We start from the raw sequence: 16,040 nt of genomic DNA, 5'->3' as shown, positions 1-16,040 counted from the left end.
CCTCGCCACCCTAGGAATCGTCCCGAAACGATCCATCCGTGACGGGTTGGGCGACAGGACAAGGGATTTTCATGGCCAAGACCATCCTGGTCGTTGACGACGATCCGACCCAGCGCCGGTTAATCCAGGCCGTGCTGGAGCGGGACGGCAACGCCGTGGTCCATGCCGCCAGCGGCGGCGAGGCCATCGACCGGATGACGCGCGGCGGCGGGGCCGACCTGATCCTGCTGGACATGGTGATGCCCGAGATGTCGGGGCTGGAATGTTTGGCCGAACTGCGTAGCGCCGGGATCAATGAGCCGGTCATCGTCCTGACGGCCAACGGCGGCATCGACATGGTGGTCAAGGCCATGCAGGCCGGGGCCCAGGACTTCTTCGTCAAGCCGGTCGGACCCGAACGTCTGCTGGTCGGCGTGCGCAACGCCATGCAGATGAAGCGCCTGACCGCCGAGGTCGGGCGCCTGACCAAGCGCGTTCAGGGCCGCACCAGTTTCGACGATATCGTGGGCGACAGCCCTCCGATGCGCATGGTCAAGGCGCTGGGCGCTCGGGCCGCCAAATCCTCAATCCCCGTACTGATCACCGGCGAGAGCGGCGTCGGCAAGGAGGTCATCGCCCGCGCCCTGCACGGCGCCAGCGACCGGGCCGGCAAGCCCTTCGTCGCCGTCAACTGCGGCGCCTTGCCCGCCAATCTGATCGAGTCCATCCTGTTCGGGCATGAGAAAGGCGCCTTCACCGGCGCCGTGGACAAGACGCTGGGCAAGTTCCGCGAGGCGGACGGCGGCACCCTGTTCCTGGACGAGATCGGCGAACTGCCTCTGGACATGCAGGTCAAGCTGCTCCGCGCGCTGCAAGAGGGCGAGATCGATCCCGTGGGCGGCAAACGCCCGGTCAAGATCGATGTGCGCATCGTCTCGGCGACCAATCGCGACCCAGCCCAGCAGGTCAAGGACGGCGCCTTCCGCGAGGATTTGTTCTATCGCCTGAACGTCTTCCCGATCGAAGCCCCGTCCCTGCGCGACCGGCGCGAGGACATCGCGCCCCTGGTCGATCACTTCATCGCCCGTTTCAACGCCGAGGAGGGCAAGCGGATCGCCGGATGCGCGCCCGAGACTCTGGCTCTGCTGCAAGGGTTCGACTGGCCCGGCAACGTGCGGCAGCTGGAAAATGCGGTGTTCCGCGCCATCGTGCTGGCCGACGCGCCCTTCCTTCAGCCGCACGATTTCCCCGCGATTTCGGGCGTCGCCGCGCCCATGCCCGACGCCCAGCCCCTTCAGGCCGCCACAGCCGCCGGCGCCCCGACCGATGCCGCCGCGCAGGTCGATCAGCCGATCCGCATCCTGGACGAGCGCGGTCATCTGCGGACGCTGGAAGATATCGAACGCGACCTGATCCAGCACGCCATCGAGGTCTATGCCGGCCATATGAGCGAGATCGCGCGCCGCCTCGGCATCGGCCGCTCGACCCTGTATCGCAAGGTCCGCGAACAGGGGCTGGAAGGTCAGCTTAAGGAAGCGGGTTGAGGTTTACGCTTCTGATTCCAGTCTCTTCAGAAACGCCGCCACACTTCCCTCTCCGTCATCCTCGGGCTTGACCCGAGGATCAGGCGCCCAGCCGCATAGACTTGGGTAGAGATCGACCCATTCCGGGTTCGTCCGTTCGATCAGCTCCAGCTTCCAGACGCGATTCCAGCGTTTCAGCGCCTTCTCCCGCCGGATTGCGTTCGTGACCAGTTCGAACTGCTCGTACCAGACCAACATTCCGCACCCGTAACGACTGGCGAAACCTTCGAAAGCCCCGGTCCTGTGATGATGGCCGCGTTCATAGAGATTCGACGTCATTCCGATGTAAATGACACCGTGCGGTCGGCTGGCTTGGATATAGGTGGCGATGAAAGGGCGGCGCTCGCTCATAAACGCTGAGTTGTGGACAGGCCGATCCTCGGGTCAAGCCCGAGGATGACGAGCGGTTATGGCTCTTTTGGTTTCCTGCCCCACCGCCGTTTCGGCTCTTCGCCATTGGCCTTGGCGGTGATCTCTTTCAGCTTGCGGCCCTGCATGGCCGAGAGCGCTTGGCCCGGCGCGCCCTTTTCGGGGTCGGCGAAGGCGCGGCCGTGGGTTTTCACGCGCTCGCTGACCGAATCGATGAACTCGCCCTCCCATTCGGACAGCGAAACGCCCGCCTTGTCCGCCGCGCGCCGAGCGCGTTTCAAGGCATTCAACGCAGCGCGTTTGGCCGCCTCGCGCTGCATCTCGAAGGGGCTGGGCGGGGGCTTTTTTGCAGCGCTACCGCCCTTCGGGCTGCTTGAGCGCAGACTGGATGCGCCGTCGCGCTTGATGCCGCCTGATCGCGACAGCCCGCCTCCTGGCTTGAAGGGGGTGCGCTTCAAGCCGGGTCAGCCTCAAATCTCGCCGAGCGCCGACAGATAGAGGTCCAGAATGGCGTCCTCTTCCTGACGCTTGGCCTTGTCCTGCTTTCTGATGCGGATGACCTTGCGCAGAATCTTGACGTCGTAGCCCTCGCCCTTGGCTTCGGCGAAGACCTCCTTCATGTCGGTCATGACGGCCTGCTTGTCCTCTTCGAGACGCTCAAGGCGCTCGATGATGGTGCGAAGGCGGCCCTGCGCCGTGGCGGTGAGAACGTCGGAACCACCGTCGAACGAGGCGTCGTCAGCCATGGGGAATACTCCAGAAATCAGGCGCGGACGCTAACCCTGCGGACAGGTGCGCGACAACCGCGAACACGAAAAAGGCCGCGGACAGAAATCCGCAGCCTGTGGATCGTCATCTTTCAAGCGCGCTATCGCCCTTCGGGGGGCTTGAGCGCGATCCAGCGTGCGCACGCCGCCGAAGCGGCGCGCAGCGAACGCTGCTTAGCCCTGCTTCGCCTTGAAGCGCGGGTCGGTCTTGTTGATGACGAAGACGACGCCCTTGCGACGCACGACCTTGCAGTCGCGGTGGCGGGTCTTCAGCGACTTGAGCGAGCTACGGACCTTCATGGTCGGACGTCCTGAAAGAAACCAATAAGAAAGCCGCTGACCCGGTCGGATCGCGGCGGAGGCGGTCGTATAGAGAGAGGGGTTCGGAAGGTCAAGCCGCCAAAGCCCGAAACCGCAGAAAACCCAGTCTCCGCCTGCTCTGCGAGCTGTTTCCCCTAACGTGCTCAAGTAGCGCGAAGCGCGATAGCACGACAAAAACTATGGAGGCCTGACCTCCGAGTCGAACGGAGGGTTTACGGGGTTGCACGCCCGCCGCGTCGCCGCTCCGCCATCAGGCCGTCAGAGCTGGTGCGTCATTACGACACACACGCATAAGGCGTCCAACAGAAAGGTGGTTAACGGCGCGCCTTACACCCAAGCGGGGAACAGCGAGGCAACGCATTCGCGCGGCGCGCGCTTTAGGGCGTCGAAATGGCCGTTCGCGCGGATGTCATTTCGTGTCTGACCCCGGGGGCTCTAGTTTGAATCTCATGCGCTTTTCCTACCGCCTTCTCCTGATCGGCTGCGTCTCGGCCTGCGCGCCCATGCTACCCGAGCCGCAGGTGAACCTGCCGACGCCCCAGCCTCAGCCCCAGGCGGGCGCGCCGGTCACGACGCCGCCCCCCGCCCCCCAGACGCCGCCGTTGGCCGCCTATGACCAGCAGGGTTTCGAGGGTTGGAAGCAGGGCTTCCTGGCGCGCAAGGGCGGCGCCCGCCGCGCGGACTACGCCCGGGAACTGGAGGGCCTGACGCCCGATCCGACGGTGATCCGCCTGGATCGCAACCAGCCTGAATTCTCCAAACCCGCCGGCGCCTATGTGCAGAATGCGGTGACACCGGTGCGAATCGCCCAGGCCAAACAGCGCATCGACCGGGTGCCGTGGTCGGTGGTTCAACGATTCGGCGTGCCCAGCGAAATCCTGGTCGGCGTGTGGGCCCAGGAGAGCGCCTTCGGGCAGGTGCAGGGCGACTATGACGTGATCCGCTCGCTGGCGACCCTGGCCTATGACGGTCGCAGGCGCGATTGGGCCGAGGGGCAGCTGAAAGACGCGCTGGACATCGTCGTGGACGGCCGGCGCGAGCGCGCGGGCCTGAAGGGCAGCTGGGCCGGGGCCATGGGCCAGACACAGTTCATGCCCGACAACTATCTGCGCCTGGGCGTGGACCAGGACGGCGACGGCAAGGTCGACATCTGGCGCGACGACGCCGACGCCCTGGCGTCGGCCGCCAACCTGCTGGCCCAGGCCGGGTGGAAGCGCGGTCAGGGCTGGGGCTATGAAGTCACCCTGCCCTCCGGCTTCGACTATGCCGAGGCGGAAGGCCCGAAACACAACTGGGCCTATTGGGCGGCCAAGGGCGTGCGCCTGGCGCAAGGCGGCACCCCGAACGGCGCCGAGGCGCTGGAAGAAGCGACCATCCTGCTGCCGCAGGGCGCGAACGGTCCGGCCTTCCTGGCCCTGCCGAACCACTATGTGATCCGCCGCTACAACAACTCGGTGTCCTACGCCCTGGCGATCGGCCTGACGGCGGACGGGATCATGGGCAAACCGGGGCTGACCAAGGCCTGGCCCAACGATCCGTCGATGACGCGCGACCAGCGCATCGGGGCGCAGCGCGCCCTGACCCAACTGGGTTACGACACCCAGGGCGTCGATGGGGTGATCGGCGCCAACACCCGCGCGGCCCTGCGTCGCTGGCAGATCGCCAACGGCCGGATCGCCGACGGCTATCTGACGCCGGCGCTGGCGGACGAACTGATCCGCCGGACAAACTGAACCGCGTCTCCCGCCCCTCGCACCGCGATCGGCGGGAGTGAGTTCAGACCCTACCCCTTCACGCGCCAGGTGGCGCCGTCGGGGCCGTCCATGACGACGACGTTCAGGGCGTTCAGGCGGTCGCGGATGCGGTCGGCCTCGGGCCAGTCCTTTGCGGCGCGGGCCTTTGCGCGTTGGTCCAGCAGGGCCTCGACTTCGGCCTTCAGGGCGGGATCGCCGCCCTCGAACCAGGCGTCCGGCGTCAGCGACAACACCCCGAGCAGCCCGGCCGCTTCCTTCAGGCTCCAGCGGGCCATGGCGACGTCGTTGATATCGGCCTCGGCGTCGTTCAGCAGTTCGCGCAGGGCGTTCCCCAGCCCGAACAGCTGGGCGATCGCGCCCGGCGTATTGAGGTCATCCTCAAGCGCGTCCAGCACCGGGTCCAGGGCGTTCTCGGCCAGCTCCCTCTCGGCCTCCTCCAGCGTCGCCTCATCGAAGTCGGCCAAGGCCGCATCGGCGTCGCGCAGGACGCCATACAGCCGGTCCAGGTTCTTGCGGCTCTGCTCCAGCAGCCCCTGGTTCCAGTCCAGCGGCTGGCGGTAGTGGGCCGACAGAAGCGCCCATCGGACGACCTCGCCCGGCATGGCCTGCACCAGATCGTGCAGCAGCAGGACGTTGCCGACCGACTTGGACATCTTCTCGGCGCCCACGGTCAGAAAGCCGTTGTGCATCCAGTAGCGGGCGTATTCGTCGTGCGCCTGATCGCCATGGGCATGGCCGTGGGCGCAGACGCCCTGGGCGATCTCGTTCTCGTGGTGGGGGAAGACCAGGTCGATGCCGCCGCCGTGGATGTCGATGGGCAGGCCCAGGGTCTTTTCGATCATGGCCGAGCATTCGATGTGCCAGCCGGGACGCCCCTCGCCCCACGGCGACGGCCAGGACGGCTCGTCCGCCTTGGACGGCTTCCACAGAACGAAATCGTGCGGGTTCTTCTTGTAAGGCGCGACCTCGACGCGGGCGCCGGCGATCATGTCGTCCAGGTTCCGACCCGACAGGGCGCCGTAAGCTTTGTAGGACGAGACGTCGAACAGGACGTGCCCCTCGGCCGCATAGGCGCAGCCGGCGTCGACGATGGCCTGGATCTGATCGACGATGGCCGGAATGTAGTCGGTGACGTGGGGCGCGATATCGGGCGGCGAGACGTTCAGCAGGCCCATGTCGGCGAGGTAGGCGGCTTCGTAGCGGGCCGTGACTTCTCCGATTGGCACGCCTTCGCGCGCGGCCTTCTGATTGATCTTGTCGTCCACGTCGGTGACGTTGCGGGCGTAGAGGACCTTGTCCGCGCCATAGGTCCGGCGCAGCAGCCGCACCAGGACATCGAACACCACCGGCGGGCGCGCATTGCCGATATGGGCGTAGTCATAGACCGTGGGGCCGCAGACATAGAGGGTCACACGATCCTTATTCCGGGGCTCGAACAGGCGCTTTTCACGGCGCAGGGTGTCGTGGATGTGCAGCGGCATGGATCAGTCTTCAGCGGGTTTTCTTGCGGGACGGACCGTCTGTCCCATATAGCGGCCTGATATACAGTCCCGACGGATTGTAGAAGGTAAACCGGGCGACCCGCCCGCCCCGGCCGGAAATCGAGTTCATGAGCGTCACCCCCGCCAAGCCCGTCCTCGTCAGCGACGAAACCGTGCAACGTCCGTCGCGCGAACAGGCGCTGGAGGCCGTGCGCACCCTGATCGCCTGGGCCGGCGACAATCCGAACCGTCCCGGCCTGATCGACACGCCCAAGCGGGTGGTGGACGCTTACGGCGAATGGTTCGACGGCTATGACGCCGATGCCGGCAAGGAGCTGAGCCGCACCTTCGAGGACGTGACCGGCTATGACGACATGGTCATCCTGCGCGACATCGAGGTCGAGAGCCACTGCGAGCACCACCTGGCCCCGTTCCTGGGCAAGGCCTACGTCGCCTATCTGCCCGGCGAGAAGGTGGTCGGCATCTCCAAGCTGGCGCGGGTCGTCGAGATTTATGCGCGGCGCCTGCAGAACCAGGAAACCCTGACCAACGACATCATCGACGCCATCGAATCGCACCTGCAGCCGCGCGGCGTGGCGGTGCTGGTGGACGCCGAGCATCAGTGCATGACCACGCGCGGCGTCCATCATCGGCACGTTTCGACCATCACGACCCGCTTCACCGGCGCCTTCAAGGATGATCCTGCCCTGGCGGACCGTTTTTTGAAGCTGGCCAAGGCCTGAAGGCCGAACCGTCGTTCCTCTGTCGTGTATAATTGACGTTCGGGAACGGCAGATCGTTTAGAACCGCTTTACAAGCCCGCATCGGGACGCCAAGAACCGATCAAGCCTTCGGGCGATCCATAGGGAAATGTCGGCGCGGAACGCAGCCGGCGAGTAACGGAGACGATGCATGGCTGCCAAGCTCGGTGGTTCCGGCGGGGACAAGCACACGATCGAACAGACGGCGGATATCAACATCACGCCGTTCATCGACATTCTGCTGGTGCTCATGATCATCTTCATGGTCGCCGCGCCTATGGCGACCGTGTCGATCCGTCTGGACCTGCCGCCCGCACAGCCGCCCACCAATCCGACCGAAGAAAAGGAGCCGGTGTACATCACCATCCAGGAAAACGGTCAGCTGTTCCTGTCGGACAAGCAAACCTCGATCGACAACCTGGCCACTGACGTCTGCACCGCCTTGGGCGGCGGCGCCTGCCAGGAAGAGCGCGTCTTCGTCCGCGCCCAGCCGGAAGTGAAATATTCGCAGTTCATGGAAGTCATGAACAAGATGCAGGAGAACGGCTTCTTCAAGGTCGGCCTGCTGAACGAAGACATCGAATAGGACCTTCGTCCTCTCCAGGATTTGGGCCGCGTTCCGAAAGGGGCGCGGCCTTTTTCTTTGCCGCAAGGCTTGCCGGATCGATCGACTGCACCCTTGATGCCGCATCGGTTGTTCGAGGAGTTCGCCATGCGTCGTCGCACCTTCCTGTCCGCCCTGCCCGCCGGCGCGCTGGCGGCGACCGCAGCCCAAGCCCGGCAGGCTTCCCCCGCAGCCAGGCCGACCGAGGCGGCCCCAGCGCCCACACCTTTGTCGGCCCGCCCGGCCGACCCCTATGCCGGCGTCGGCATCGGTGACCGGATTTCGGGACCGAAGTTCATGGGACGCTCGACCGTCTGGGGCGCGAACGGAGCGGCGGCGACGGCGCACCCGGCGGCCAGTCTGATCGGCATCGACACCTTGCGGCGCGGCGGATCGGCCATCGATGCGGCCATCGCCATCAATGCGGCCTTGGGCTTTCTGGAGCCGGTGGCCAACGGCATCGGCGGCGACGCCTATTGCATGCTGTGGGACCCCAAACAGAAGAAGGTCGTCGGGCTGAATGGCTCCGGCGCCAGTCCGCGGGGCCTCAGCCTGGAGATCGCGCGGTCCAAGGCCATCGACGGCTATCTGCCGCGCTATGGCGCGGTGACGGTCAATGTGCCGGGCACGGTGGACGCCTGGTGGAGCGCGCACCAGCGCTATGGCAAACTGCCGTGGAAAGAGGTGCTGCTGCCCGTCGCCGAACTGTGCGAACAGGGCGTGCCCGTGCCTCAGGTCATCGCCTACTATCTGGAACGCAACATGGCTGCGTTTGATCGGGGCCGGATCCCGATCGAAGAAAACGAGAACCGAAAGCGCATCTGGGCCGCCCGCGGCTCAACGCCCAAGGTGGGCGAGGTGTTCGCCAACCCCTATCTGGGCAAGACCCTGCGGATGATCGCAGAGGGCGGGCGCGACGCCTTCTACAACGGTCCCCTCGCCGATCAGATCGAGGCCTATTTCAAGCGAATCGGCGGCTGGATGACCCGCGCCGATCTGGCCGCCCATCACACCGAATGGGTCGAGCCGATCCGGACCAACTATCGCGGGGTGGACGTGTTCGGCCTGGGGCCGAACACCCAGGGGCTGAGCACCAACCAGATCCTGAACATCTGCGAGCAGTTCGACCTGAAGTCGATGGGCTTCCAGTCCGCCGCCTCGCTGCACGTCCAGGCCGAGGCCAAGCGGCTGGCGTTCGAGGACCGGGCGCGCTGGTTCGCCGACGACCGGTTCTCCAAGACCCCGGTCGAATGGCTGAACTCCAAGGCCTATGCGGCCGAGCGCGCCAAGCTGATCCGGCCGGATCGGGTGATGGACCGCGTCATGCCTGGCGATGCGCCGCACCACGGCGACACCACCTATTTCAGCGTCGCCGACAGCGACGGGATGATGGTCAGCTGGATCCAGTCCAACTATCGCGGCATGGGTTCGGGCCTGGCGCCCGACAATGGCTCCGAACCGCTGGGCTTCATGTTCCAGGACCGGGGCGAGCTGTTCGCCCTGAGCGACGGCCATCCTAACATCTATGCGCCCGGGAAACGGCCGTTCCAGACGATCATCCCTGGTTTCGCGGTCAAGGACGGCGAACCGTGGATGGCGTTCGGCGTCATGGGCGGCGCCATGCAGCCCCAAGGCCAGGCCCAGATCATTATCAACATGGTGGATTACGGGCTGGAGCCCCAGGCGGCGGGCGACGCCCCGCGCTGGCAGCACTATGGCTCGTCCGAACCGACCGGCCAGCCGCAGGAAGGAACCGGCGTGCTGCATCTGGAAAGCGGCGTGCCCGAGGCGACCAAGGCCCAGCTGCGCGCGATGGGCTGGACGCTGGGCGAGCCTGACGGCGGCTTCGGCGGCTATCAGAACGTCATGAAGCAGATGAACCCAAGCGGGCGCTGGACCTACGGCGCGGCGACCGAGATGCGCAAGGACGGGATCGCCCTGGCCTACTGAGATTGACCAACTGAGGTTGACCGACCGATGACCCACGACGAGGTCCACGCGCTTCTGCTGTCATTTCCCGGCGTGGAGGACGGCGTGTCCTATGGCGAGCCGTCGTTCAAGGTAGCGGGCAAGTTCTTCACCTGGATGCGCCCGGTGCTGGACGACAGCATCGTGGTGCATCTGGACAATCTGGATGAGCGCGAACTGCTGATCGAAATGGACCCGGCGACCTTTCATTTCACCGACCACTATCGCGACCATCCCATCGTCCTGGCGCGCATCGCCAGCGTCGATTCAGCCTGGCTAAGAGCGGCGCTGGAAAAGCGCTGGCGTCGGATCGCCCCGAAAAAACTGTCCAAGGCGCATCCGGTCCTTACCGCAGAGGGGTCGGGCGCCTAACTACGCCCCTCAAGCGGACCCAGCCCAAGGAGCGCCCCATGGCCTATGGCGACCAACCCACGATCACCGTCGACGGTATCGAAATCCCCCTGCTCGGTTTCGGCACCTGGCAGCTGGAGCCCGACGATGCGCGGCGCATGGTCGCCGAGGCGCTGCGGATCGGATACCGCCACATCGACACCGCCTGGATCTACAAGAACGAGAAGGCGGTCGGCGAAGGCATTCGCGACTCCGGCGTGGCGCGCGAGGACATCTTCCTGACCACGAAAATCTGGGTCGAACATTTCACCCACGACGCCCTTCTGAAACAGGCCAAGGAATCGGCCGACAGCCTGGGCACGACGCCCGACCTGCTGCTTCTGCATTGGCCCAAGACGACGCCGACGTTCGAAGAGACGCTGGGCGCGCTGAATGAAGCCAAGGACCAGGGTCTGACCAAGTCGATCGGCCTGTCCAACTTCCCCTCCAAGGAGTTCCGCCAGGCGCAGAGCCTGTCGAAGGCGCGGCTGCTGACCGATCAGGTCGAGCATCACCCCTATCTGGGCGTCGATCAGCTGGTCGCCACCGCAGCCGAGCTGGGATCGTCGATCACGGCCTGGTCGCCGCTGGCGCAGGGCAAGATCGCCGACGACGCCACGATCAGCGAGATCGCCGGCGCGCACGGCAAGACCAACGGCCAGATCACCCTGCGCTGGCTGATCCAGCACGGGATCATCGCCATCCCGCGCACCACCAAGGAAAGCCGCGCGCGCGAGAACTTCGACATCTTCGACTTCGCCCTGACGGACGAGGAGATGCAGCGGATGGACGCCCTGGATCGCGGTGAACGGCTGGGCGATTGGCTGGACCCGGCCTTCGAATGGGACAAGACTGCCGCCTGACCGACAAGGGAGGCGCCGGTGTTTCGCAAGCGGGACCAGCCCAGGCTTTGGCGTGCGACGTTCGCCGTCGTGGGCTGGACCGCGCTGGCGCTTCAATATCTGCTGATGATCGCGCCGGCCCAGGGCTGGACCGTGCTGGAACGGACGATCAACTACTTCAGCTTCTTCACCATCCTGACCAACATCCTGGTCGCCCTGGCCTTCACCGGGCCGCTGCTGGGCGAAGGATCGCGGCTGGCCCGCTGGTCCGCCAGCGAAGGCGTCAGGGCGGCCGTCGCCATGTACATCGTGGTGGTCGGGGTAGTGTACCACTTCCTGCTGCATCCCTACTGGAATCCGACCGGCTGGTCCTTGGTGGTCAATCTGGTGCTGCACTACGTCATGCCGGCCGCCTTCGTGCTGGACTGGCTGTGGTTCAGCCCCAAAGGGCGGCTGCGCTGGATCGATCCAGCGAAATGGCTGGCGTTTCCGCTCGTCTACGGCGGCTGGACCCTGGCTCATGGACTGGCGACGCGCTGGTGGCCCTATGGGTTCGTCAATGTGGATCAGTTGGGGCTGGCCCGGGTGGTGCTGATTTTCGGCGTGCTGCTGGTGTTTTTCCTGATCGTCGGACTCGGCCTCGTCGGACTGGATCGACTGTTCGGTCGCGCGACGCGTGACAGAGGGGCCACTCCCGCCTAAGCGTCGCGGCATGGCCTATAAATCCCTGCGTGACTTCATCGACCAGCTCGAAGCCAAGGGCGAGCTGGTGCGGGTGTCCGAACCCGTCTCCACCGTGCTGGAGATGACCGAGATCCAGACCCGGTTGCTGAGGAATGGCGGACCGGCGGTGCTGTTCGAGAAGCCGGTCATGCCGGACGGCACGATCAGTCCCATCCCCTGCCTGGCCAATCTGTTCGGCACGGTGAAGCGGGTCGCCATGGGGGTGACGCTGGAGGGCAAGGACCGGACGACGGCGGGCGAATTGCGCGAGGTCGGGGAACTGCTGGCCTTCCTGAGAAACCCGACGCCGCCGCGCGGTCTCGGCGACGCGATGGAGATGCTGCCGCTGATGCAGACCGTTCTGTCGATGCGCCCCAGGACGGTGAAGAAGGCGCCGGTGCAGGAGGTGGTGCTGAAGGGCGACCAGATCGACCTGACCGCCCTGCCCGTCCAATCATGCTGGCCCGGCGAGCCGGCGCCCCTGATCACCTGGGGTCTGGTCGTGACCAAGGGGCCGTCGGACGACCGCGAGGACGACTTCAACCTGGGCATCTATCGGATGCAGGTGCTGGGCAAGGACAAGGCCATCATGCGCTGGCTGGCGCACCGGGGCGGGGCGCAACACTACGCGCGGCACAAAAAGGCCGGAAAGCGCGAACCCCTGCCCTGCGCCGTGGTGCTGGGCGCCGATCCGGGCACCATCCTGGCGGCGGTGACGCCGGTGCCGGACACCCTGTCGGAATATCAGTTCGCCGGCCTGATGCGGGGCGCCAAGGCCGAGCTTGTGCCCTGCAAGACCGTGCCGCTGATGGTTCCGGCCCAGGCCGAGATCGTGCTGGAGGGCCATGTCCTGCTGGACGAGTTCGAGGACGAGGGTCCGTATGGCGACCACACCGGCTATTACAACTCGGTCGAGAAGTTCCCGGTCTTCAAGGTCAGCGCTATCACCATGCGCCGCGACCCCATCTATCTGACCACCTTCACCGGCCGGCCGCCAGACGAGCCGAGCGTGCTGGGCGAGGCGCTGAACGAGGTCTTCATTCCCCTGCTGCGCCAGCAATTTCCGGAGATCACAGACTTCTGGCTGCCGCCCGAGGGCTGCAGCTACCGGATCGCGGTGGTGTCGATGAAGAAGGCCTATCCGGGCCACGCCAAGCGCGTGATGCTGGGCGTCTGGAGCTATCTGCGCCAGTTCATGTACACCAAATGGGTCATCGTCGTGGACGACGACATCGACGCCCGCGACTGGAAGGACGTGATGTGGGCCATCTCGACCAAGATGGACCCGGCGCGCGACATCACCGTGATCGAGTCGACGCCCATCGACTATCTGGACTTCGCCAGCCCCGAGAGCGGACTGGGCTCCAAGATCGGCCTGGACGCCACCGACAAGTGGCCGCCCGAGACCAAGCGCGAATGGGGCGAAGAAATTCGCATGGACGAAGCGGTCGTCGAACGGGTCAACGATCTGTGGGGCCGTCTCGGCCTGCCGGGCGACGGGACGCCGATCTGGAAGTAAGCTTGGCTTTTGTTGACGCCGGGGGGCGATGTGAGCGCGTTCGAGTTCTTCTTCAGCTTTTACGGCCTGCTGCTGGGCCTGTCCGTGGCCGAATTGGTCGGCGGGTTCGCGCGGGTGCTGCATGAGAAGCAGCGGATCCGGTTCGGCTGGCTGACGCCGATGCTGGCCCTGTTCGTGGCCATCGACATCGCCACCTTCTGGAACCAGGCCTGGGTCATCTTCCGCGGCGCGCCGTTCAACACCTTCGTGCTGCTGATCTCACTGGCCATCGCCGCAACCTTCTATGTCGCCGCCAGCGTGACCTTCCCGCGCGTTTCGGCCGAGGGCGGCGACCAGAAGATCGATCTGGACGCGCATTTCTGGTCGCATCGGCGACTGGTGTTCGGCTGCATCCTGGCGGCCAATCTGATCGTGGCGGTGATCGTGATCATCCTGGCCCAGCTCAATCCCGGCTTCGCCAAGATCGCCGCCTCGGTGCGGTTGTGGGTCGGGGTCGCCATCTTCGTGATCGGCACGGCGACGGCGGCGTTCGCCCCGTGGCGCCGGGTTGCGTTCAGCGCCCTGGTCGTCGTTCTGCTCTACAGTCTCTGGCAGATGGGGAACGCGGCGGCCCTGCTGCTCAAGGCCGGCGGCTGGGCGCCCGCGCTGGGCGGCGGCGGGTGAAACCTTGTCAGGGCCGCGCAATCGGCTCACGAAAGGCCATGCAGTCCCCTCTTCTGGTTTCGGCGCTGGTCGCCGCCCTTGCCTGTAGCGTGAGCCCCGCCATGTCCCAGACGCTTCCCAACACCGCACCTTGGGATCAAGCCTTCCTGCCGCCCGCCCCCGCCTGGGACGGCGCGTCCAAGGCCCTGCTGCGCGATGCGGCTGATCCGTGGGTTACGGCGTTTGAGGCCGATCCGGGCCATGACTTCAGCCCCAACTACGTCGACACCCGCGCCTGGTTCGATCGTCTGGACGCCGCCAGCGACCTGATCCGCATCGAGCAGTTCGGCGTCTCGCCCGAGGGTCGGCCCATCTATGCGGTGATCGCCTCCAAGGACGGGACTGCTTTCGATCAGGCCAAGCCGGTGCTGATGATCCAGGCGGGCATTCACCCCGGCGAGATCGACGGCAAGGACGCGGGCATGATGTTGCTGCGCGACATCGCCTTCTATGGGAAGGACGCCCTGCTGGACCGGGTCAATCTGATCCTGATCCCGATCCTGAGCGTGGATGGCCATGAGCGTTCCGGCCCCTATTCCCGGCCCAACCAGCGGGGCCCGCGCATTCAGGGCTGGCGCAATACGGCGACCAACCAGAACCTGAACCGCGATTATCTGAAGCTGGACCAGCCCGAGATGCGGGCCGTGCGCGGCCTGATCCTGAAATACCGGCCGGACCTCTATGTGGACGTCCATGTCACCGATGGCATGGATTACCAGTACGACGTCACCTACGGCTTCAACGGCGAGGACGGGACCTTCAGCCGCTCGCCGAACGGCTCGGCCTGGCTGGATTCGGTGTTCAAGCCGGCGATGAACGCCGCGCTGGAACGCGAAGGCCATATCCCCGGCGAACTGGTGTTCGGCATCGACGACGATGAACCCAAGAAGGGCCTGTCGGACGGCGGTCTGGGCGAGCGGTTTTCCAACGGCTGGGGCGCGGCCGCCCATGTGCCGACGATCCTGATCGAGAACCACAGCCTGAAGCCGCACGAGCAGCGCGTTTTGGGGACCTATGTCTTCATCGAGGAAGCGATGCGTCTGCTGGCCGATCAGGGCGCCGGTCTTCGCGCCGCGACCGATAAGGACAAGGCCCTGCGTCCGGCGCAGATCCCCGCCAACTTCGAGGCCGACGAGACGCCGTCGTCCACCCGGCCGTTCAAGGGCATGCTGTACGAGATGTACGACAGTCCCGCCTCGGGCCGGAAGGAAATCCGCTGGCTGGGCCGCCCCGATCCCGAACTGTGGCAGATGCCCTTCTATGGCTCCAAGCCGACGCTGACCCTGACGCGGCCGACGGCCTATTGGGTGCCGGGCTATCGCACCGACATCATCGAGCGGCTGAAGACGCACGGGATCGAAATGGAGACGGTCGAGGCTGCGCGCACGGTGAACCTGTCGATGCTGCGCCTGGTCGAACCCAAGCTGGCGACCCGCGCCAATGAAGGTCACGTGCAGGCTTCGGTGAAGACGGTGGAGGTCGAAAAGCGCGACTGGACGTATCCGACCGGCTCGGTGCGGGTGCCGACGGATCAGCCGCTGGGCGACATCGTCGTGCTGCTGCTGGAGCCGCAATCCAGCGAGAGCTTCTTCGCCTGGGGCATGTTCCCCGAGGTGATGAGCCGCGTCGAATATATCGAGGCCTACGCCATCGCGCCGCTGGCGGACAAGATGATGGCGGCGGACCCCGCGTTGAAGGCCGAGTTCGAGGCCAAGGTGGCGGCCGACGCCACGTTCGCCGCCGATCCGCAGGCGCGTCTGGCCTGGTTCTATGAACGCACGCCCTTCTATGACGACCACTATCTGCTCTACCCCGTCGGGCGCGAGGACTGATCGATGACCACGCCGCTGATGTACGCCGTTCAGGCCGCCGCCCTGTGGAGCGGCCTGCTGATCCTGATGATGCTGGTCTTGTCGGGCATCGTGGTCAGCGGGCGGCGCAAACACATGGTGTCGTTCGGCGACGGCGGGAACGCGGATCTGATGGCCGCCAGCCGCGCCTTCGGAAATCTGGTGGAATATGCGACCCCAGGCATGATCGCCATGCTGCTGCTGGCCGCCGTGGGCGCGCCGGCCTGGATGGTCCACGGGGTCGGCGCGACGCTGTTCGTCGGCCGGGTCGCCCATGCCCTGGGTCTGTTGCTTCAGACCGGGCCGTCGCTGGGTCGCGTCGTCGGCATGCTGCTGACCTGGGTCGCGCTGCTGACGGCGGCTGTGGGCCTGATCGCCTTCGCCGTGGTCTGACGCGGTTGCGGTGCAGCGGAGCGTCCGCCATATC

Annotated in this window: 17 protein-coding genes; 12 read left to right on the top strand and 5 right to left on the bottom strand. The window is 65.7% G+C overall.

Annotated features, from left to right (window positions below):
- Nucleotides 1-71: 71 nt before the first annotated feature.
- Nucleotides 72-1,523, top strand: coding sequence for a sigma-54 dependent transcriptional regulator (locus E7T10_RS06675; protein ID WP_137721205.1), 1,452 nt, complete (start codon nucleotides 72-74; stop codon nucleotides 1,521-1,523).
- Between the two features lie 3 nt (nucleotides 1,524-1,526).
- Here E7T10_RS06675 and E7T10_RS06670 read toward each other — a convergent pair whose 3' ends face one another.
- From E7T10_RS06670 to ykgO, 4 genes are all read right to left on the bottom strand, one after another.
- A complete protein-coding gene (locus E7T10_RS06670) occupies nucleotides 1,527-1,913 on the bottom strand; it encodes a GIY-YIG nuclease family protein (RefSeq protein ID WP_137721204.1) in 387 nt (128 codons plus the stop codon).
- 56 nt (nucleotides 1,914-1,969) lie between these two features.
- The gene (locus E7T10_RS06665) at nucleotides 1,970-2,251 is read right to left on the bottom strand and encodes a hypothetical protein (RefSeq protein ID WP_210416174.1); all 282 of its coding nucleotides are present in this window, start codon (nucleotides 2,249-2,251) and stop codon (nucleotides 1,970-1,972) included.
- Between the two features lie 150 nt (nucleotides 2,252-2,401).
- Nucleotides 2,402-2,677: a DUF2312 domain-containing protein gene (locus tag E7T10_RS06660; protein ID WP_017505946.1), complete on the bottom strand. Its 276-nt coding sequence runs from the start codon at nucleotides 2,675-2,677 to the stop codon at nucleotides 2,402-2,404.
- A 195-nt stretch (nucleotides 2,678-2,872) separates the two neighbouring features.
- Complete coding sequence (ykgO, locus tag E7T10_RS06655; protein ID WP_008263184.1) at nucleotides 2,873-2,998, bottom strand: type B 50S ribosomal protein L36; 126 nt, start codon at nucleotides 2,996-2,998, stop codon at nucleotides 2,873-2,875.
- 470 nt (nucleotides 2,999-3,468) lie between these two features.
- On the opposite strand from ykgO, the gene E7T10_RS06650 reads away from it, so the two are divergent.
- Nucleotides 3,469-4,752: a lytic murein transglycosylase gene (locus E7T10_RS06650; protein ID WP_137721202.1), complete on the top strand. Its 1,284-nt coding sequence runs from the start codon at nucleotides 3,469-3,471 to the stop codon at nucleotides 4,750-4,752.
- Between the two features lie 50 nt (nucleotides 4,753-4,802).
- On the opposite strand, the gene cysS is transcribed toward E7T10_RS06650, so the two are convergent.
- Nucleotides 4,803-6,254 carry a cysteine--tRNA ligase gene (gene cysS / locus E7T10_RS06645; RefSeq protein WP_137721201.1) on the bottom strand — a complete coding sequence of 484 codons (1,452 nt, stop codon included), beginning with the start codon at nucleotides 6,252-6,254 and terminating at the stop codon, nucleotides 4,803-4,805.
- Nucleotides 6,255-6,382: 128 nt separating this feature from the next.
- On the opposite strand from cysS, the gene folE reads away from it, so the two are divergent.
- The 10 genes from folE to E7T10_RS06595 all read left to right on the top strand — a co-directional run bounded on the left by folE (nucleotide 6,383) and on the right by E7T10_RS06595 (nucleotide 16,006).
- Complete coding sequence (gene folE / locus E7T10_RS06640) at nucleotides 6,383-6,997, top strand: GTP cyclohydrolase I FolE (RefSeq protein WP_137721200.1); 615 nt, start codon at nucleotides 6,383-6,385, stop codon at nucleotides 6,995-6,997.
- A gap of 169 nt (nucleotides 6,998-7,166) precedes the next feature.
- A complete protein-coding gene (locus E7T10_RS06635; RefSeq protein WP_017505348.1) occupies nucleotides 7,167-7,601 on the top strand; it encodes a biopolymer transporter ExbD in 435 nt (144 codons plus the stop codon).
- Nucleotides 7,602-7,727: 126 nt separating this feature from the next.
- On the top strand, nucleotides 7,728-9,569 hold the full coding sequence (locus E7T10_RS06630) for a gamma-glutamyltransferase family protein (RefSeq protein WP_137721199.1): 1,842 nt from the start codon (nucleotides 7,728-7,730) through the stop codon (nucleotides 9,567-9,569).
- Nucleotides 9,570-9,596: 27 nt separating this feature from the next.
- Nucleotides 9,597-9,959 carry an MmcQ/YjbR family DNA-binding protein gene (locus E7T10_RS06625; RefSeq protein ID WP_137721198.1) on the top strand — a complete coding sequence of 121 codons (363 nt, stop codon included), beginning with the start codon at nucleotides 9,597-9,599 and terminating at the stop codon, nucleotides 9,957-9,959.
- 38 nt (nucleotides 9,960-9,997) lie between these two features.
- Nucleotides 9,998-10,840 (top strand): aldo/keto reductase, encoded by an 843-nt coding sequence (locus tag E7T10_RS06620; protein ID WP_052247640.1) that lies wholly within the window; start codon nucleotides 9,998-10,000, stop codon nucleotides 10,838-10,840.
- Nucleotides 10,841-10,858: 18 nt separating this feature from the next.
- Nucleotides 10,859-11,521, top strand: coding sequence for a Pr6Pr family membrane protein (locus tag E7T10_RS06615; protein WP_137721197.1), 663 nt, complete (start codon nucleotides 10,859-10,861; stop codon nucleotides 11,519-11,521).
- A gap of 10 nt (nucleotides 11,522-11,531) precedes the next feature.
- Nucleotides 11,532-13,061: a UbiD family decarboxylase gene (locus tag E7T10_RS06610; protein WP_137721196.1), complete on the top strand. Its 1,530-nt coding sequence runs from the start codon at nucleotides 11,532-11,534 to the stop codon at nucleotides 13,059-13,061.
- A 30-nt stretch (nucleotides 13,062-13,091) separates the two neighbouring features.
- Nucleotides 13,092-13,724, top strand: a complete 633-nt coding sequence (locus tag E7T10_RS06605) for a hypothetical protein (RefSeq protein WP_210416173.1) — start codon at nucleotides 13,092-13,094, stop codon at nucleotides 13,722-13,724.
- Between the two features lie 101 nt (nucleotides 13,725-13,825).
- Entirely contained in the window at nucleotides 13,826-15,595 is a 1,770-nt protein-coding gene (locus tag E7T10_RS06600) for a M14 family metallopeptidase (protein ID WP_210416172.1), read from the top strand.
- Between the two features lie 3 nt (nucleotides 15,596-15,598).
- On the top strand, nucleotides 15,599-16,006 hold the full coding sequence (locus E7T10_RS06595; protein ID WP_017505339.1) for an MAPEG family protein: 408 nt from the start codon (nucleotides 15,599-15,601) through the stop codon (nucleotides 16,004-16,006).
- The last annotated feature ends 34 nt before the right edge of the window (nucleotides 16,007-16,040 follow it).

This window comes from Brevundimonas sp. SGAir0440 (assembly GCF_005484585.1).
Classification (GTDB): domain Bacteria; phylum Pseudomonadota; class Alphaproteobacteria; order Caulobacterales; family Caulobacteraceae; genus Brevundimonas.
The sequence above is the reverse complement of the archived record's forward strand: the minus strand, read 5'-3'. Positions and strand labels throughout refer to the sequence as shown.